Raw genomic sequence first — 18,953 nt, 5'->3', positions numbered from 1 at the left:
CATGATGAAGATAAATCCACCCTTTGACCCGGCAGGTGAAACCTACCAGCAAACCCGTATTTCCCACTGGGACACTATCGCCCGCAAGCGCGATTCCTGGGAAGGACTTGGCATTTGGTATCACCGCCGCCTGACAGAACTCTATCGTTTTTATGTATCCCCCAATTCGAGCGTCCTCGAGATCGGTTGCGCCAATGGACAGCTCCTCGCTAACTTAAACCCATCGCGCGGTGTGGGTGTTGATTTCTCCGCAGAAATGATCGAACGCGCAAAGAAGAAGCATCCCAACCTCGAATTCATCCATGCAGACGCACACGACCTTTCTGCACTCAACGAAACATTCGATGTCATCATCCTCTCCGACCTTGTGAATGATCTGTGGGATGTACAACGCGTCTTTGAGCAGATCAAACGCCTCTCACATCCACGTACACGTGTCATCATCAATTTTTACAGCCGTCTCTGGCAACTTACACTTGGCACCGCACAGGCATTGAATCTCGCCACACCTAATCTCTACCAAAACTGGCTCACACGGGAAGATGTCAATTCACTGCTACAACTGGCGGGCTTTGAAACCATCCGTACTTCGCAAGAAGTTCTTTGGCCGCTCCCATTAGGTGGATTAGGGAATCGCTTCCTTGTTCGCTTATGGCCGTTCAATCATTTCGCGTTGTCCAACCTCGTGATCGCACGTCCACAGCCAGTTCGGGCGAAAGAGCCGAAGGTATCCGTTGTCATTGCGGCAAGAAATGAATCGGGCAACATCAAAGCCCTTTTCGAGCGAACTCCCAAAATGGGACGTGAGACCGAGATCGTCTTTGTAGAGGGACATTCCAAAGATGACACGTACGCCGCAATCGAACGTGAGATCGCCGCGCATCCTTCCACCCCAAGCCTGCTTCTCAAACAACCGGGCGTTGGCAAAGCTGACGCCATTCGCGTCGGCTTCGAGAAAGCCACTGGCGATATCCTCATGATCCTCGATGCAGATATGACCGTCCCGCCCGAAGACCTGACACGTTTCTACGAAGCGCTGGTTTCTGGCACCGGCGAATTTATCAATGGTGTACGCCTTATTTACCCAATGGAAAAAGAAGCCATGCAAACCCTGAACTTCTTTGGGAATAAATTTTTCAGCATGGCATTCTCATGGTTGTTAGGGCAACCCATCAAAGACACACTGTGCGGTACAAAGGTTATGTATAAAACAGAGTATGAGAAGATCGCCACCAACCGCTCTTACTTTGGAGACTTCGACCCCTTTGGTGATTTCGACCTAATCTTCGGTGCGGCAAAACTTAACCTAAAGATTGTCGATCTCCCCATCCGCTACCGCGAACGTACTTACGGCTCCACCAACATCTCCCGCTGGAAACACGGACTTTTACTCCTTCGCATGGTCACCTTTGCGGCTAGGCGAATTAAGTTCATATAAAGCAAAACAGAGCGCTAATCGGCGCTCTGTTTTCTCTACGGGCATTGCCGTTCGCCTTCCTGTGGCACATACAAAGCAATTCCGTCTTCAGGGTAAGAACTATCCAATCGGTAATTACACAGGATACTCTTCATGATGTGCCTTGCCCATACATTATTTTCATCGCTAAATTCACGCCTGCGTGAATAGATACTGTAATTCAAGGGGTCTACAACGATAAGGGCAAAACGCTGTTTCTCCATATCTGTCTGAAAAAGAGCCAGATACTTCGTGTTGTTTGCCATTGCTATTTCCATCAGGTCTTCACGCTCATATTCAGGGACAAGTGTAACGTCTTTCAACATGTGCATGGAAATCAATTGTCTCTGCGTGATGAACAGGGTTTCTCCACCTTTGGCATTGACATCATCCACATGCGTTTGCAAAGCAGAAAGTACAGATTGGGTTCGGACAACATCGTATGTTTTTATCCCTGCATTGGAGCCCAACTGCGACCATACAGGCACGATGAACAGCAATACAACAACCAACCAATGCAAATAGACAGGCTCATCAAACTGTCCGTCTTCACGGCGATAACGTGCAAAAGTCAAATATCCAGCTACGAGTAACAACAAAACCCAATAACCATCAAAGTTATGCAAATCCGCTCCGCCACCGATTTTGAGACTCACAACAAGCCCACCGATAAATAACGCAAGTAGGGCGGCAAAGAGAGCGAGTAACCGGATCGGGTGCCAGCTATTTCTTCGGCCCCGCAAAGCCAAATATAGAACCAGCCACATTGCCAACGAGGCCAATACAGCCGCTGGCAAAACGCCAAGAAAATAGGAAGCATTCGGCAACAACCTGTACCACAACAAATTTGATGAAAGACTTGTGTAAAAAAGCTCCGCAGAAACACCGGAAATCACAATGTATACTCTTTGCGAAATAAATGCTGTCAAAGTGCCGACAATAAACCAAAGAGTGGGCTTGAGTGAATATCCCCATATATTTTTGCCCGTAAAGGGAACCTCTAACAAATACAAAACTGCCGCGATCACACCGGGCATGGGATACCAATTTACACGACTCCATCCGCACCAGATCGAAGCGATCAAAACTACAAGCCAATTCTTTCGATCATCCTGACTCGAGAATCCATATAACAAAAGGATTACTGGGATGGCAAGATGAAAATACAACGGACCCATGAACAAGTACAGGAACATCCACAAAGCGACAAACCATCGAATCACCTTTCCTGTCACTGACAAACGCTTCATCATTGCAGGGACAACTGCCGCAACCAAAACAAGCCGGAGCACTACCTGCCAGAGTCTATGAACCCATAACGGGGCTTCGACCAGATATGGAAATGATAGCAACAGATGCAATGTGGGATGTAATATAGGCCATGGATATTCTTGTCCATAAACGTGTTTGGAGAAAAAGAGTGACGGATAATAATAACGACTGGTCTCAGACCACCCCATTGCAAAGGGGTAGTTTGTCACATAAGAGAATTGCACAGCCAACAAATGAAAAACTGTCTGGAACAGCACAACAGCCAGTAAAGATGCAAACCACGCAACATCACGCCGAATAGTTTTTATTGCAAACAACCCAAGCAGGCTGAAATACCAAAAGATAAGGAAACGGATCCAGCCTTCATCGCCAAACAAGTTTCGGACGGATGGAAGCATGAAGACAACTGTGTATCCGATAATGGATATAACTAGAAGAGGCCAACCAACCCAACGAAATTTTTCTGCGAAGCGTTCAGAAGATTCAGCAACAGCGAGGAGTCGCTCTTTGAGGCGAGACCAGGACAAGGTCCAGGCAAGAAGCGGGGTGAGTCCCAATAAGAATAGCCCCGCGAGGAGGCCAATCCATGATGGGCGAGTGAAGACGTCAATTTCCAATGAACGGCCAAGGTTAATGGATTGCCAAATAGAGAGAAACGGAAGAGCCGCGCTTGCGAGGAAGACGGCTCTCCAAAAGGTTTCGCGCGAGGGCAGAGTGATGTTCATTTATTGAACAGAGAATTCCTTGAGGGCGGCGATCACACTCTTTTGTTCTTCATCGGTCATGTTGGTATAGAACGGGAGACGCAGGAGTTGGTCACTGACGCGTTCAGTAACAGGACAATCGCCTTCCTTGCCGCCGAATTTTTCTCCCATGGGCGAGAGGTGCAACGGCAAATAATGAAAGACAGCTTGAATGCCACGCTCCTTGAGATGAGCGATGGCGGCTTGTCGTTTTTCGAGATTTGGAAAAAGAATGTAGAACATGTGGTAACTTTGGTTGCAATGCGCAGGGACAAAGGGCATCTGTATGTGATTTTCCTCAGCCCATGATCCGAGTTCTTTGTAATAGGTTTCCCAAATCCGTTGGCGTGATGATTGAATCTCTTCACGCTCTTCCAATTGTGCTAACAGAAATGCCGCAAGCATATCGGAGGGAAGATAACTCGAGCCGACGTTGACCCACGTGTATTTATCCACCTGCCCACGGAAGAAACGACTGCGGTTGGTTCCCTTCTCGCGCAGGATCTCAGCATCTTCAATATATTTTGAATCATTGATAAGGAGCGCGCCACCTTCACCAGATGTGAAGTTCTTAGTTTCATGGAAACTTTGTGTCGCCATCACTCCAAATGTTCCGAGTTGTTTGCCTTTGTACTTACCGAACAAACCATGCGCATTATCTTCGATGACAGGGATATTGTGACGATTTGCAATCTCCATAATCGCGTCCATTTCACAGGAAACACCAGCGTAATGAACAACGACAATGGCACGTGTTCGCGGTGTAATCAAAGCTTCGAGCTTGGATTCATCAAGGTTGAGTGTATCAGGTCGAACGTCGGCAAAGACCGGCTTGGCGTTGCGCAAAACAAAGGCGTTGACCGTGGAGACGAACGTGAACGAGGGGACAATCACTTCGTCCCCATCTTTTAAATCCAAAAGAAGGGCAGACATTTCCAATGCATGTGTACAGGATGTAGTCAACAAAGCTTTAGGAACACCAACGGTTTCTTCGAGCAAAACATGAACCTTTTTAGTAAAGTACCCATCACCAGAGATGTGACCTCTTTGCAAAGATTCCTGCATATATTCGGCCTCTTTGCCAATCTTGGTCGGTTTGTTGAATGAAATGGACATGATGTTCTCCAAGTTTATTCAGGGATCCACACAGTAGCGGAACCTGCAAGACAGACTTCGTTCTGCTCGTTCAGGATAGTTGTATCCAAGACGAGGCGGCGTTTTTCGGTCAACACTTCAGTAACCTTCACCTGAACCTTGACCGTTGTATCCACATATACTGGCCGTTTGAAAACAGAATTTTGCGAAATATAAATAGTGCCCTGTCCAGGAAAGTCCATACCTAGGACCTTCGAGAGCAAACCTGCAAGGAAGGCCCCATGCACAATACGTTTTTTGAAGAATGAACCTTCAGCAAATGCTGTGTCAAGATGGACAGGATTAAGGTCACCGACAATCTCCGCGAACTGTTTCACATCATCCGCAGAGATGTATCGTTCAAATGAAAATCCATCACCCACTTGAAAAGAGAAATCGGCTGTCATATATACATACACTCCGTGCTATCCCGGGTTATTCGCAACATTCAAAATATATTGACCATAGCTGTTGCCGGAAAGTGCTTGCCCGAGCTTCAACAATTGTTCATGGTCAATGAATCCCATACGAAAGGCAATTTCTTCTGGGCAGGAAATCATCAATCCCTGTCGTTCCTGAATGGTTTGGATGAACGAAGCCGCCTGCAATAAAGATTCATGTGTACCGGCATCCAGCCATGCGACCCCACGACCAAATAACTTTATCTTCAACTGTTTTCGGTTCAGATAAATTTTATTCAGGTCTGTAATCTCGATCTCACCGCGCACAGAAGGCTTGAGTGATTCAGCAACCTTTACAACCTGGTTGTCGTAAAAATAAATCCCTGGAACAGCCCAATTCGATTTCGGTTTCTTGGGCTTTTCCTCAATGCTCAAAACGTTTTCTTGTTCATCAAAATCAACGATTCCGTATCGTTCCGGATCATGTACTTTGTAACCAAATATCATCGCGCCATCTTTAAGCGATGCACAACTTTGTAGTAGTGATATCATCCCTTCGCCGTAGAAGATGTTATCACCCAGCGTCAAACAAACTGGACTATCACCAATAAACTCACGTCCGACCAAGAATGCATCGGCTAGTCCGCGTGGTTCCGCTTGTTCGGCATATTCAAATTTCAAACCCCACTGCGAGCCGTCCTTCAACAAATCACGAAATAATGGCAAGGCATCGGGTGTACTGATGATAAGGATCTCACGTATGCCTGCCAGCATCAACGTCGAAAGAGGATAATAAATCATTGGCTTATCGAAGACCGGCAAGATCTGTTTGCTGATGGCAATCGTCAATGGATAAAGACGTGTACCTTTACCGCCCGCTAAAATAATTCCCTTCATTTGGTCTCCTTCTCTGCACGCCAAGCGTAATTCTTTTTGACCCATTCGCCATATGATCCACTGCTGACCTGGTCCACCCACTCGGGATTCGACAAATACCACTCTATCGTACGGCGTAAGCCCGCCTCAAACCCGACATCAGCCTGCCAGCCCAACTCGCGCCGTATCTTCGCTGAATCAATTGCGTAACGATGATCATGTCCCGGGCGGTCCGTTACAAAACGGATAAGATCCTTATAACTCTTCAACCCTTGTTCTCTCAACTGCGGCACTTCTACAGGCGGCGCAATATCATCGAGGATATCGCACATCTTATTCACAAGGTTGATATTCTTCTGCTCGTTGTTTCCACCAATAACATACACTTCGCCCGGCACGCCCTTTTCAAAAGCCAGTTTGACCGCTGTGCAATGATCTTCCACATACAACCAATCGCGAATGTTGGAGCCATCTCCATATACAGGCAAAGGCTTACCAGAAAGTGCATTCAAGATCATCAACGGGATCATCTTCTCAGGGAATTGATAGGGACCGTAGTTATTGGAGCAATTTGTAATAACAGTCGGTAAACCATACGTGTGATGAAAGGCGCGCACAAAATGATCACTGGATGCTTTGGACGCAGAGTAAGGCGAGTTGGGTGCATAAGGAGTCTCTTCAGTGAAATAGCCCTCGGGTCCGAGCGAACCGAAGACTTCATCCGTGGAAACATGCAGAAATCGAAAAGCCTTCTTTTTGTCATCAGGCAGGTCGCTCCAATAGACGCGTGCGGCTTGAAGCATGGTAAAGGTGCCAAGTACATTCGTCTGCACAAAATCCTCCGCATGGACAATAGAGCGGTCCACATGAGATTCGGCAGCAAAATGAAAAACACCAATTGGCTGATACTGTGTGAACAACGACGAGACCAGTTCACGGTCTGTAATATTGCCTTTTACGAAAACATAATTGGGATTGCTTTCCAAGTCCTTGAGAGAAAGCGGATTGGTTGCGTAGGTCAGCGCATCAAGATTTACTACGCGATAGTTACCATCCGCAACAAGCATACGCACAAAATTTGAACCGATAAAGCCACATCCGCCTGTGATAAGTACGGTTTGTTTTTCAGCCATAATCATCCTTCCAATATAAAGCTCAAGCTTTACTTAATTATATTTCTAGACGGACAATCTTCCGATTGGATACGGGGTACATAGATCTCAAGGCGGGTTTGGTCTGCCCCAATCGTCTGGCTGGATTCGTAGGAACAGAGAATGTAAGGCGCGACGTAGGTATTCCACACATTATTCTCCTCCACGAATTCGCCATCCAGTTTAATATTCAGGCTTTGACGGCCAGACACAATCGCTGCGAAACGGTGGTTAGCCAGATCATCGTAAAACCGATTTAGATACGCTTGGTTGCCAGACATGGCCATTTCCATCATGGTAACCACTTCATAATCATACACAAGCGGAACTTTTACATCGCCTAAAGAGAGCAATTGTCTATCGCTAATGAACAAAACTGGCCCCTTTTGCCCAGCTATATTCACAGCATCCACCAGTTGGTGATGGGCACGTTGAGCGAGTCCATCCTTATATTTGGGATACGGACTCAATGCTGGCAAAAGGATCAAAAGGGGAATAACCAGAGCAATCGCAGATACAGGGGACATACGAATCTGTATAAGGCTCATGCCAGACTCTGTTGCAACGCGCCCGCCAACAAAATAAAGCCCCACAATGCCGATGAATGCGGTATAGGTATCCATGTTGTGCAAGTCACCGCCACCGCCGATTTTTGTACTAACTACAGCGCTACCAGCAAACAAAGCAAGTAGCATGAGAATCAAGCCCATCCAACGGATTGGGTGAAGGGAATTCCATTGCCGCATCGCAAAGATAATGATCGCAAGCAACGGCCCGCTGATGAGCAAGATCGCAGGGACAACTCCTAATGGAAAGTTTGGATTTGGCCACAACCTGTACCACAGCAAGTCAGATGTAAAGCTGGATGTAAAGGCGTCTGCGTTTTGTGCGTTGCCAGAAATATACACATATGCCCACTGAGAGAACAAAGCGGAAGCTAGTCCGACAATACCCCAAAGTGTTGGTTGCGAGAGGTAGCCTGCAAACTGTTTGAATGATCTGGTTTCCCTTACTTTTACATTGAATGGTGTTTCAAGCAGGTAAACCGCAATCGCGATCATGGCTGGCACTGGAAACCAATTCACACGGCTAACGCCTGCCCAAAGCGATGCAAAAATCACAGCGATGAGTGATTGCCGCGGCTTCTGACTCGTCACGAACAACATAGGCAGAATCACCATGACTTCCAAATGATAATAAACACCCACGCGCAGAAGAAACAGAAAGAGCCAACCAGCAGCTAACCACATTAATGCTTTTTCTTCGCGTTTAAAAACCCTCTTCGTCACTGCAATGGATGCACCGGCCGTCAGGCCGATCCACAAGAGGAATTGCCAGAAGCGATGCGCGAAAATGCCAAGGCTGGGAAAAAGGAACGGGAACGATTGAAGCAGGTAACGGGTAGGATGAAGCGTAGAGAGGGGGAACGTCTCTCCATAAATCTGTTTGGAGAAAAACAATGAGGCGTAGTAGTAACGGCTCCCCTCCGACCATCCCATTGAAAGCGGGTAACTTGTTACAAAATTAATGCGGACCATCACCTCAAATACAACCCCAAGTATCACAAGAGCGGTTGCGAAGCCGCCTTCCCATGATGTTTGAAAACCTATCTTGAGGGATGCCGAGGCTATCAAGATAAGCCACCAGCACATCCAGTAGTATAGCAACGATAGAAGAACCATGTCATAGACCGGCTCTTTGGGATCTTGCCCAATCTTGAGAGTGAACTTGAGATATGGGATTAAGAAGGCAATGGCAGCAAACACAATTATGCCGATCACATGCAATGCAGGATTATTAAAGCGAACGGTGTCAAGACGATCAAAAACGACGGCTTTGTTTCCCACTACACGTATCGCCATCCAAACACTGATAACAGATAGCAACAGGCAAAACAGAATCACACCACTCCAGGAGGAGCGCAGCATATCTGACTTGAGCTCAACCTGACGCAACCAGATTAAGCGCGCCATGACCAAGTTGGCGATAAAGTTAAATGCAAGAAGGGTCAGCCAAAAAGAACGGGGGGTAGTTGTTGTATTACGCATCGCCCCAATTTTACAGCAGTATACCTACATCTCGTTCGAGGAAATTTCCTCTTTTTGTTTCACCATTGCCGCCATGATGGACGGCAGGAAGAACGCCCCCGGTAGGCTCGAAAGAATGAAATATGCGCGGAGCAATACTGCCACACTCAAACTAATCGCCGGGGTCAACCCGGCCACGTTAGACATAAAGAACGTGAATGAGAGTTCTTGCAAGCCATAGCCGTTGATCGCGATCGGTATCTGTGTGATGAAATATGTGAGGCTCCACAAGCCTGCAATCATCCAAAAAGAGACATGCGTGCCGAGGTCATCTACAAAGATATAGATCGCACCGAACAGGCAGATCATGTGGATCCACGAAAAGGCTAAAGATTGCACAAGAGATGCAGGTTTCTTGAGCCAGAGACCGAAGACGGAAAATGTCCGCTTGAGAAAGGCAAAGGGTTTTTGAAATAGGCCAAAGGAAAGAAGAGACGCGGGGTCCTGTAAAAGATTCCAGGAATATGCCAGCCCGATCGGGAGCGTCATCGTCATCCCCAGCATACCTACCAACCTGTCGGCGGCAATAGATGCGAGGCAGACTGCCCGGTCATATCCCATTTGCATCGCGCCCGCCAGACGTACCACATCACCGCCAATGGTGCTGGGCAAAAAGTTGGAAGCAAACAGGCCGGTAAAAGTCAACGCCGCACTATCTTTGAAACGGATGTCGATGCCACCGGAGCGCAGTAATACATGCCACCTTGCAGTAACCGCCATGCGCGAGATCGCAAAGAGAACTGCCACCCAAAGCAGATCAGATGTTTTGATGCGCCTAAAAGCCGAGATGATTTCATTCCACCCGCCATCTTTCAACAGCAAGGCCAACAATACAACCGCCAATATTGTTCCCGCCAACTGGAATATCTTTTGACGGTTCTTTGACCACCATACAGGCACTAGATTACTTCTTTCCCAAAACCGCTCGAACAGTATATGTAGGCTTACTCTGCGATTCGTGATATGTGCGCGCCAACAGTTCCGCGATCAGGCCCATAAGAATGGATTGAAAACCCAAAATAGAAAGCATGACACTGATCTGGAAAAACGGTGAAGTAAGCACAGGAATGACAAAGAATATTTTACGGATCAACAGATACATCATCGTCAGGATACTGATGCCGATCAGACCAACACCAGCGCCGCCGAACAAACGCATGGGCTTGTGGGAATAATCAAGCAAGAATTTTACTGTGAATAGATCGAGGACGACTTTCACGGTTCTTTCCAAGCCGTATTTTGCTACACCAAATTTGCGTGGGTGGTGGCGGACAGGGAGTTCTGCAATCTTCGCTCCAACAGAATGGGCGAACACTGGAATAAAACGATGCATCTCACCATACAATCGGAATCCCTTCAGCGTTTCACGACGATATGCTTTGAGCGTGCATCCATAATCATGGAGGTGCACACCAGTCGCCCATGAGATCAGTCCGTTCGCCATGTTGGAAGGGATCGTGCGCGTGAGGCGGTTGTCCTTGCGATCCTTGCGCCAACCGCTGACGAGGTCGTAGCCTTCCTCCAGCTTGGCGAGAAGCATGGGAATATCAGCGGGGTCATTTTGGAGATCCGCATCCAAGAGGATAATGACATCCCCTTCTGAATGATCGATCCCTGCGGCAATAGCGGCCGTCTGCCCAAAATTACGTCGAAATACCACCACACGGACGTGCTTAGGGTCTTGTTTTACGAGACTTTCCAACACTTCCAGACTGCCATCTTTGGAACCATCGTCTACGAGAATCACCTCCCATGTTTTCTTGAGAGGGTTCAAAGCCGCATTGATCGCGTCCATCAACAGGGGCAGGTTTTCTTTTTCGTTATATACAGGTACTACGAGAGAAAGGTCCATATAGTTTAGTAGACTCCAATACGTACTATTTTACACTCCAACGCCAAATATATTGATTCAAGAATTTACCCACATACTCCACTGTTTTTCCATGAATGACAGTCTGTTTCTTTGGCAATGAAGGGGGTACATAATCCAAACGTTGTTCATCGATAACTATCCATCCTGATGGATATTGGTCAACAACCGAAACGATATATGAGAAGCCGTTTTTGTATTTTTTTAATATTTCATTTGAGTAAGGGTAAATTTTGTCAAACTCAAGATTCCCCTGCCATTGCACATAACTTGCATACATGCTTCCAATGAGCACATCATCTTTTTTGACATGGGTACGCATATATTCGTCCGCGGCACCTAGATCGTCATGGATTAGATTGGTGATTGGCATCAATTCGCCTTGAAAAAAAGTAGGCAAGAGAATTTGGCGGGGATTAAAGGTTATCAAAATAAAGATGCAGGCTGAAAGATTAGTTAACGCTCGCTTCTCACCTAATAAAAAATACAAAAATCTCCAAACTACGTCCATACCCAGAGCAAGGATGGGCACGAACCACAAGTGTGCGGCAAGAACAAATCGAGGATGTAGGTTATAGCCTGTTTCCTTGAAAAAGAAAATGAAAAACAACATATAACCAATATATAAAACGCTCAGCAAGATCGGAATGAGTGTTATGCGGCGCAATAGAAAAGCAAAATACAAACTAACGAGTACAGCTATTACCGGCAAAATTACAAGGCGGCCAAAATACCATTGTTGTAGCGGGTTTAGAAAGAAATATTCAAATGATCGTAAATCCACTTCTGAAAGTGTCAAGAAACGTCGAATCTCTCTAGCTATTACCATGAAGGAAATAATCGAACTTGCAACGAGCATAACCTTGTTAATCCGATTGCGCAGGTCAAGCCTGGAAAACAGGAACAGAGCGAAGACTGCATAAGCGATCAAGATTAATTTCAATGTTGAAAGACGGTCAATTACCACTACATACAACACAGGAAAGGTAAGAAGTAATGCTAAAACAACATGTTTCCACTGTAACTTACGCCAATCCCTGAAGAGCACAAATTTGTCAGGAAAGCCATGCAAAAATAACGCCATAAGATATATCACCCAATAGAAGTAAAAGGGTGTATACGCATATTCGCGAATATTTCGGGAAAAAGCAATAACGTAAGGGCTAACTGCAAATAAAAGGCAGGAGAGAATGGCAACTTGACGATTTATCCTGCGTGTGATCAAAAATAGAGGAACAATCCCCAAAGTATTAAAGATCACTTCTGGCAAACGTGCTGCCCATAAACTTTGCCCCAATACTGAATAAGATGCCACAACTGGCAATGTGACAACAAAAAGACTACGCTGATAAACAGAATTCAAAGGCGCGCCAGCAAACAACCCCTTTGCCGCTATAAGATGAAGGTACTCGTCCGCATATGGATAAAGATTTCCCAGATTGAGTACCCGCAAAAGAAATGCCAGAAAAAATATAATAACAACAATAGATATCTCAACCGCTGGTTTCCATTGAGTAGCAGAAACAGAAGCATCCTCGACAGACTTCTTGACACTTTCTTCCACTACAGATTTTTTAGTGAAGAACAGGATGCAGATAGCAATCCCTATCATGACGAAATTCACTAAAACAACCAGCCAAACTGCGGCAAAAGATGCATAAAACGGAACTTTAAGTTGACGGTTATATTGGAATGTTCCAATCGCTGAAGAGCTAAGATCAATAGTTTCTGTTTCCCCATTCCATGAAATTGTGACCAGCCCGCCGGCCGGGGACTTACGAAATAGGATCAGTGTTTCATCACCAGTTTGCCCCTGCCAGGTAATATTATTCAGCCTCTTTTTTAGTATAAGGTGATCTTTATCCCTTACCCAACCATCGAGATTCATCTTGTCATACGATACATCCCCCAAAGAAGTCGTCATCCAAAGGATGGAAACTTCAGGTGTAATGCCACCTTCCGAAGCAGGAACTGTAATCTTCAAACTTTGACTGGGCAACAGAAAGTTCAAGTATTGCGTTGGCAATGTCCAAGCACTCGTGCCAGCAAACATCAACACCAATCCGATTAATATCCCCAAAAGTATGAGTTTTTGTTTTTCCGTTTTTTGAAGTTTTATAAAATATGGAATAATCCACAGATCCAAAAGGGCAAAATACCCAAATGTCCCCATTAAACCTGCAAAAATTGAAAAAACAAAAATTTTAGGGCTGGTCAACGGAAAAATGTTGACCAGCCAATAACTATAAACAGCAAGTCCGAAAATTATCCCAAGAAGAATGGAAACATAGAATCGGGGATTCCAAATATTTAGTTTTCCTTCAACACAGAATTTCATATATATATATTCTCGGACAAAACCGGCATCAAACCTACTTACTTTTTTAAACGTTCCATGTCTGCATCCACCATCATCGTGACCAGTTCCTTAAAACTAACAGCCGGCTCCCAGCCAAGTTCGGTACGGGCGCGGGTTGGATCCGAGATCAACAAGTCCACTTCAGCAGGGCGATAGAAACGTTCATCCTGTACAACGAACTCTTTGTAATCCAAATCAACACGTCCAAATGCGATCTCGCAAAACTCGCGCACGGAATGTGTCTCACCCATACCGATCACATAACTATCTGGCTTATCTTGTTGCAACATACGCCACATGGCATCCACATAATCACCGGCAAAACCCCAATCGCGTTGAGATTCAAGATTACCAAGACGAAGATCTTTCGCCATTCCAAGTTTGATCTTTGCCACGCCATTTGTGATTTTGCGAGTGACGAATTCCAAACCACGACGCGGACTTTCGTGATTGAACAAAATACCCGATGTCGCAAACATATCGAAAGACTCGCGGTAGTTCACGGTTATCCAATGCCCATACACCTTAGCCACACCATACGGACTGCGCGGGTAGAACGGTGTATCTTCCTTTTGTGGAACTTCCAATACCTTCCCAAACATTTCGCTGGAAGATGCCTGGTAAAAACGGATCTTTGGATTCACAAAACGAATCGCTTCAAGAATACGCGTCACACCGATGGCTGTAATATCACCTGTCAGTGCAGGCTGGTTCCATGACGTTGGCACAAACGATTGCGCCGCAAGGTTATACACTTCGGTAGGTTGATATTCCTCAAGCAACCCCAATAACGAGCCCTGATCATGCAGGTCGCCCTGCACAACGGTAATATCATCCAAAAGATGACTGATGCGTTCATTGGTTACTGTGCTTGAGCGACGTGCAACCCCAACAACGCGGTACCCCTTTGAAAGCAATAATTCTGCCAAGTATGATCCATCCTGGCCTGTAATTCCTGTGATTAATGCAGTAGGCATATATTCTCCTAAACTCAAAATTCAGTCGCTGAATTATAACTCACATTTTTATCTCGTCCACACGTTTTCGATCCCGCCACCACCCCACACCAATGATGATACCCCACAGTCCAATGATCAAACCAACCATCACCGGGAACGGCAACTGCCCACCCCAATGAAAATATCGGCTCGCATACCACTGTGTAAACACGACCAGAAAAGCAACCTCACAAGCAATCACTCGAGTGAACCATGCGTTACGCGTCTCACGCCACCAAACCCATACATACCCCACAAGGATCGCCTCCCACACGAACAGGATCGTTCTATAGCGCGGATTATCCCAAGAGTCGCCTCCGGCTCGTAGTGCAGAGAGCAGGATCCAGGTCCAAGATAGAAGCGCAAACCATAGGATGACGTTCCGCTTCTTTTTTGACCCGTTGCCTGTTCCGGCTCCGAATGACATGATCATCGCTGGAAGCATTACATACCAACCCAGTGACCGCAGAATATAGATAGCTTTCCATATCGGCTTTGTCGGTGCGACTAACGCCGCAGGCAGGACAGGTTGAAGGATGCCGTAAATCGCCACGAACGGGAGGCGCATCCACTCGGGCATTTCGTCGAATAGCTTTTGTATCCAACCCGATTCACGTTCGATGGTATAGGCATTCCATTTGACCGCAAGCTTCAACCAATCATTGACCACACGCAACGGGGATGACGAATCAAATTCGCCAGAGCGGTTCAGTGATGCGGAGAGAAAAAGCAGTCCCAGAACGAAAACAGCCGCGAATATCAAAATCGTTTTCCACGAAAGAGTTCTATTCTCATTCGTAAAGAAGACCCAACCCGCGAAGATAATGAGCACAGCAATCGCAACGGGAGGGGACACAAGCAATAGGCCAAGCAAACCGATGCCAAGCCAAACCATTGCTGGTCGAGTAGAGCGAGTGCTTTTCTCGCTCGTATCGAGACCAACGCCGCGCCATTCCACAAATCCCCATAACGCCATCGCACTGAACATGAGCAAATACGGCTCACGCATCGCGGACGCACCTAGCAGGATGCTCTCAGAGTACAACGCAAATATCCAAGTTGAGGCAAAAGCAACTTTCTCTCCAAACACCTGATTCGTTGCTTTCCACAAAAACGGAACGCCAAATGCGGCCACGACAGCCGAGATCAGAATCAATAACCATGGACGATGTATATCGGGTGACAAATAGCGATATACAAACGCGCTGAACGCAAGCAAACCACCGTATTGGTCATACGCGAACTTATCGGTGAACGCGCTCAAAATGGGACGGTCCGAACTCGCCAATTCCCAAGCCTGATCGTCACGGCGATGGGCATCGGTGAAGACGTAGCCCGCCTTGTCATCTTCAGAGTCTTCGTGACCGTAGATGGGAAGGCCGAAGTGAATGCCCAAGCCGACTAACAGACGCAAGGCAAAGGTGATACCTATGATCCAAAATAGTTTCTTATTGTGTTTCATGCGGGGTGATTTTACACTACTTGCATTTGTCCATTCGTGAGTTGGGGATATAATCCCTTCACTTGTTAGCTAAATAGTTCAATGCAAAATTTGAAAGGAAGGGAAATCATGATTGCAAAAAAAGATATTGTAAAACCAACAGTCAAGAAAACACCATCAAAAAAATCAAAATCTACTCCCAAAAAATCTGTTAATCATAAATCGGCAGAGTCTAAAACTACCGTCGCTCAACATCAGTCGCAAGCAAAAAATCAGGTAATTGATGAAAAATCGATCAAATCGCTTCAATCCATAACCAATTATCTATCAGTTTCGGTAGTTTCATGTGGGATCGGCATTATATTTAATATCTCGAGCATCATTTCAAAAGGAGAAAGTGTACTTTCTTCTGCACTTTTAAACATTTTAGGATTTGTATTATCTGGAGCAATTCTATATTGGTGTGTTCGGTTGCTGAAACAAAAGGAGGCCACATCGCTCTGGGTTTTCATGGCATTTTGCTTTACTACCTCAATCTGGGTGTTTATCAACCGGTGGTTGGTTAACGCCACTAAATTTTCGGCCATCGATATTATGATTCTCATATTTATGATTGGGTTCGGTTTTGAATTGAACAGACTTAAAAAGAACGGTACGCTTCGATAAAATCAAAGAAGTTGTATCTCCATCATTTCTTAGATAACTAAAAAACCCTCATAATCTTCTCTGCCCTCGCTAACCATGTATACCCCTGCACATCATCCATCGCCTGTTTCCCCAATGTGACTCTGCGCGGTTCATCTGTAAGTAACTCCCCAATTACCAATTTCCAATTACTCAAATCATCTGGCTCACAGAAGACTGCGCTCTTCTCATTCAACACTTCCCGAATCACAAGCAGATCGGCAGTGACGATTGCCCGTCCTGCCGCCATGTATTCGAACATTTTCATCGGGCTGGCTACGCTGCCTGAATCTGCCGTGCCACTGGAGCCCCTGATGGAGCGGCTGTAGGGCATGAGCAAAACGTCCGCTGCGGATTGGTAGAGGGGCAAATCTTGATTGGGGATAAAGCCGGTGAAGGTGACGTTGTCCGACTGGGCGCGGGCTTTCCATGTTTCGACATCTTCCGGTTTACCGCCGACCCAAATGAAGTGTGCTTGCTGCAGTTCTTTTGCGAGGGCAAGGAATAGGTCAGCGCCACGACCGGCGTAGAGGTGACCCGTGCACATCACGGTTGGGGCATTGGGAAAGTTCAATTGTTGGCGGGCAGTGACCGGGTCCGGTAGTGAGGCGAAGCGTTCTAGGTCAACGCCATTAGGAGTGATAACCACTTCGTCCCGTTGAAAGCGAATGTTATGTTTACGTTCGAGCACATCCACGAGGGCTTGGGTGATGGAGGCAAGGCATTTACGTCCGCGAAGTTTTGCGAAGGCGCGATGCCATGCAGGGCCAAGCGTGCCGGTAGGCTGTATGTGAATTTCGAAAACGGTGGGGAGTTTGAAGAGCAAACCAAAGACTGCGGACTGGATCATCCAAACATAGAGGAGATCGGGCTTGAGAGCGCGAGCACGCTGGACAGATTGCCACGTGAAGAGACGGCGGTTGGAAGCGGAAAGATATTCGATGTGTATATTGGTTTGAAGTCCGTAGTGCTTTTGAAGGTCAATGGTCGATGATCTATCGTCAAACTCAGGAACGATGAGAGTGAGGTCGTGGCCGAGTTGGACGAGGGCATTGCAGGCCTTCATCACTTGCAAGCTGTTAGCGGTATCTGAGGGGATTTGTGAACCAGCGATGGCGACTATCTTCATGCGAGGGCCTCTTCATGTTTGATGATGGAGATACCGCGCAAGGCTGTCCAGCCGATGGAGATGACGAAGTAACCTGAAACAACGGCCGCGCCAACTAAATATCCGCCAGCAGGAACGAGGATAAAGATAAGCGCGACCTCAATTGCTCCTGTGATTGCCGACACGATGAGCGGGAAATTCGGTCTGCCTAATGCTAATAACAACGGACGATTCCAGTTGGCGACGTTGGCAACGCCATAACCGATGAGAAGAATGATGAAACACGCATAAGCGGGAGCCATGTCTGCACCATACATGAATGGAATGAGCCACCAGCTGATGAGCGCCAGCCCGCCGCCTGCAAGGAGAGTCCATATGAGACCGATGGTGCTGACTTGTTTAAGAAGTTTGCGTGTGGCCTGCCATTGTTTTTGCGCGATGGTTTTTGTGATCTCAGCATAGGTGGGCCAGATGAATGGCTCAAGCGGGGTCATGACGAGGTTGATGAGGCGAGTTGCAAGAGCAAAGTAGGCAACGTCGGCGGTGGTGAGCAAGGCCGCAAGGTAGAGACGGATGTTATCGCGGGCAAACAAGTTGACGGTCCCATTAAGATTCGTGCTGAAGGCAAAGCGCAGGATGGGTTTCCAGTCAGGGACAAGCTTGAGCGAAGTACGCATCCAGTCGCGTCCCAGTTTGTCGTTCAGATCATGAATTGCATATCCAGCGATCAAGAAACCTGCAATCGTTTTGCCAATGAGATAGGCGGTCAACACGCCGAAGATATCCCACTCGAAAAGAAACGCGGCGGCGATCAGGGCGGTCAATGCGATACTTTGATAAAAATTGGCAAGCGCCACCTTCTTGAAGTGATCGAAAGCCTGAAGCACACCAACTGATGTTTCATAGACAATGTTAGCAAGCAGGAACAATCCATAAAAGCGGAAGAGATACGCAACCCAATCCGCAGGCCAGTCTTTGGCAAAGATTTGTGCGCCCAATACAGAGAGCAACAATAAGACGAGATACGCAAGCACGGATGTGGCCGCTTCGGTCAGGCCGATCCCTTTGACGAGAGCGGATGCACGTTGTTTATCGTTTTGTGCCAACGCTTCGCCCATGTACTTGACCGTCACTTCGCTCATGCGAAAGGAAAGCAGACGATTGACGTTGGATGGAAAGTCCATGATGACCGCCAACAGACCAAAGCTGGAATCCCCCAGCAAACGGATAACAAGAATCCCCTGCAGGAGTCCAAGTGCAGAGGAGATCGTACTGCTACTGAACAGATACCCGCTGTTGCGCAACACACGGCGGATCAGCGGGTCATTCTGTAAAAAGGTTTTTGCTTTTTCGATGAGGAACATTATTTATAC

At 46.8% G+C, this 18,953-nt stretch carries 15 protein-coding genes; 2 read left to right on the top strand and 13 right to left on the bottom strand.

What is annotated here, in order from left to right:
- The first annotated feature begins 4 nt into the window (after positions 1-4).
- On the top strand, positions 5-1,438 hold the full coding sequence (locus IPP66_05930) for a methyltransferase domain-containing protein (protein MBK9924816.1): 1,434 nt from the start codon (positions 5-7) through the stop codon (positions 1,436-1,438).
- A gap of 35 nt (positions 1,439-1,473) precedes the next feature.
- Here the strand turns inward: IPP66_05930 and IPP66_05925 are convergent, their stop codons facing one another.
- Genes IPP66_05925 through IPP66_05875 form a run of 11 tightly spaced genes read right to left on the bottom strand, consistent with a single transcriptional unit; the run spans position 1,474 to position 15,809 of the window.
- Complete coding sequence (locus IPP66_05925; protein MBK9924815.1) at positions 1,474-3,453, bottom strand: hypothetical protein; 1,980 nt, start codon at positions 3,451-3,453, stop codon at positions 1,474-1,476.
- A complete protein-coding gene (gene rffA, locus IPP66_05920; protein ID MBK9924814.1) occupies positions 3,454-4,587 on the bottom strand; it encodes a dTDP-4-amino-4,6-dideoxygalactose transaminase in 1,134 nt (377 codons plus the stop codon).
- Between the two features lie 14 nt (positions 4,588-4,601).
- Complete coding sequence (locus IPP66_05915; protein MBK9924813.1) at positions 4,602-5,012, bottom strand: MaoC family dehydratase; 411 nt, start codon at positions 5,010-5,012, stop codon at positions 4,602-4,604.
- Positions 5,013-5,030: 18 nt separating this feature from the next.
- Positions 5,031-5,903 (bottom strand): glucose-1-phosphate thymidylyltransferase RfbA, encoded by an 873-nt coding sequence (rfbA, locus tag IPP66_05910; GenBank protein ID MBK9924812.1) that lies wholly within the window; start codon positions 5,901-5,903, stop codon positions 5,031-5,033.
- Positions 5,900-7,015 carry a dTDP-glucose 4,6-dehydratase gene (gene rfbB, locus IPP66_05905; protein MBK9924811.1) on the bottom strand — a complete coding sequence of 372 codons (1,116 nt, stop codon included), beginning with the start codon at positions 7,013-7,015 and terminating at the stop codon, positions 5,900-5,902. The genes rfbA and rfbB overlap by 4 nt, the downstream gene beginning before the upstream one ends.
- A 29-nt stretch (positions 7,016-7,044) precedes the next feature.
- Positions 7,045-9,081 carry a hypothetical protein gene (locus tag IPP66_05900; protein ID MBK9924810.1) on the bottom strand — a complete coding sequence of 679 codons (2,037 nt, stop codon included), beginning with the start codon at positions 9,079-9,081 and terminating at the stop codon, positions 7,045-7,047.
- Positions 9,082-9,105: 24 nt separating this feature from the next.
- Positions 9,106-10,020: a flippase-like domain-containing protein gene (locus IPP66_05895; protein ID MBK9924809.1), complete on the bottom strand. Its 915-nt coding sequence runs from the start codon at positions 10,018-10,020 to the stop codon at positions 9,106-9,108.
- Positions 10,021-10,024: 4 nt separating this feature from the next.
- Positions 10,025-10,972, bottom strand: coding sequence for a glycosyltransferase family 2 protein (locus IPP66_05890; GenBank protein MBK9924808.1), 948 nt, complete (start codon positions 10,970-10,972; stop codon positions 10,025-10,027).
- A 25-nt stretch (positions 10,973-10,997) separates the two neighbouring features.
- Positions 10,998-13,328: a hypothetical protein gene (locus tag IPP66_05885; protein MBK9924807.1), complete on the bottom strand. Its 2,331-nt coding sequence runs from the start codon at positions 13,326-13,328 to the stop codon at positions 10,998-11,000.
- 38 nt (positions 13,329-13,366) lie between these two features.
- Positions 13,367-14,326 (bottom strand): GDP-mannose 4,6-dehydratase, encoded by a 960-nt coding sequence (gmd, locus tag IPP66_05880; GenBank protein ID MBK9924806.1) that lies wholly within the window; start codon positions 14,324-14,326, stop codon positions 13,367-13,369.
- A 40-nt stretch (positions 14,327-14,366) separates the two neighbouring features.
- The gene (locus tag IPP66_05875) at positions 14,367-15,809 is read right to left on the bottom strand and encodes a hypothetical protein (GenBank protein ID MBK9924805.1); all 1,443 of its coding nucleotides are present in this window, start codon (positions 15,807-15,809) and stop codon (positions 14,367-14,369) included.
- 108 nt (positions 15,810-15,917) lie between these two features.
- On the opposite strand from IPP66_05875, the gene IPP66_05870 reads away from it, so the two are divergent.
- Positions 15,918-16,454 carry a hypothetical protein gene (locus IPP66_05870; protein MBK9924804.1) on the top strand — a complete coding sequence of 179 codons (537 nt, stop codon included), beginning with the start codon at positions 15,918-15,920 and terminating at the stop codon, positions 16,452-16,454.
- Positions 16,455-16,491: 37 nt separating this feature from the next.
- Here IPP66_05870 and IPP66_05865 read toward each other — a convergent pair whose 3' ends face one another.
- Both IPP66_05865 and IPP66_05860 read right to left on the bottom strand, forming a co-directional pair.
- Entirely contained in the window at positions 16,492-17,601 is a 1,110-nt protein-coding gene (locus tag IPP66_05865) for a glycosyltransferase (protein MBK9924803.1), read from the bottom strand.
- Entirely contained in the window at positions 17,598-18,944 is a 1,347-nt protein-coding gene (locus IPP66_05860; GenBank protein MBK9924802.1) for a lipopolysaccharide biosynthesis protein, read from the bottom strand. The genes IPP66_05865 and IPP66_05860 overlap by 4 nt, the downstream gene beginning before the upstream one ends.
- Positions 18,945-18,953 lie beyond the last annotated feature (9 nt).

Origin of the sequence: Candidatus Defluviilinea proxima (genome assembly GCA_016721115.1) — a bacterium.
GTDB classification, from domain to species: domain Bacteria; phylum Chloroflexota; class Anaerolineae; order Anaerolineales; family Villigracilaceae; genus Defluviilinea; species Defluviilinea proxima.
This window is presented reverse-complemented; position numbering and strand designations above follow the sequence as displayed.

Excerpts from the sequence above, each read along its gene's own strand:
- IPP66_05930 (MBK9924816.1), top strand. The coding sequence starts at position 5 with ATGAAGATAAATCCACCCTTTGACCCGGCAGGTGAAACCTACCAGCAA.
- IPP66_05925 (MBK9924815.1), bottom strand. The coding sequence starts at position 3,453 with ATGAACATCACTCTGCCCTCGCGCGAAACCTTTTGGAGAGCCGTCTTC.
- rffA (MBK9924814.1), bottom strand. The coding sequence starts at position 4,587 with ATGTCCATTTCATTCAACAAACCGACCAAGATTGGCAAAGAGGCCGAA.
- IPP66_05915 (MBK9924813.1), bottom strand. The coding sequence starts at position 5,012 with ATGACAGCCGATTTCTCTTTTCAAGTGGGTGATGGATTTTCATTTGAA.
- rfbA (MBK9924812.1), bottom strand. The coding sequence starts at position 5,903 with ATGAAGGGAATTATTTTAGCGGGCGGTAAAGGTACACGTCTTTATCCA.
- rfbB (MBK9924811.1), bottom strand. The coding sequence starts at position 7,015 with ATGGCTGAAAAACAAACCGTACTTATCACAGGCGGATGTGGCTTTATC.
- IPP66_05900 (MBK9924810.1), bottom strand. The coding sequence starts at position 9,081 with ATGCGTAATACAACAACTACCCCCCGTTCTTTTTGGCTGACCCTTCTT.
- IPP66_05890 (MBK9924808.1), bottom strand. The coding sequence starts at position 10,972 with ATGGACCTTTCTCTCGTAGTACCTGTATATAACGAAAAAGAAAACCTG.
- IPP66_05885 (MBK9924807.1), bottom strand. The coding sequence starts at position 13,328 with ATGAAATTCTGTGTTGAAGGAAAACTAAATATTTGGAATCCCCGATTC.
- gmd (MBK9924806.1), bottom strand. The coding sequence starts at position 14,326 with ATGCCTACTGCATTAATCACAGGAATTACAGGCCAGGATGGATCATAC.
- IPP66_05875 (MBK9924805.1), bottom strand. The coding sequence starts at position 15,809 with ATGAAACACAATAAGAAACTATTTTGGATCATAGGTATCACCTTTGCC.
- IPP66_05870 (MBK9924804.1), top strand. The coding sequence starts at position 15,918 with ATGATTGCAAAAAAAGATATTGTAAAACCAACAGTCAAGAAAACACCA.
- IPP66_05865 (MBK9924803.1), bottom strand. The coding sequence starts at position 17,601 with ATGAAGATAGTCGCCATCGCTGGTTCACAAATCCCCTCAGATACCGCT.
- IPP66_05860 (MBK9924802.1), bottom strand. The coding sequence starts at position 18,944 with ATGTTCCTCATCGAAAAAGCAAAAACCTTTTTACAGAATGACCCGCTG.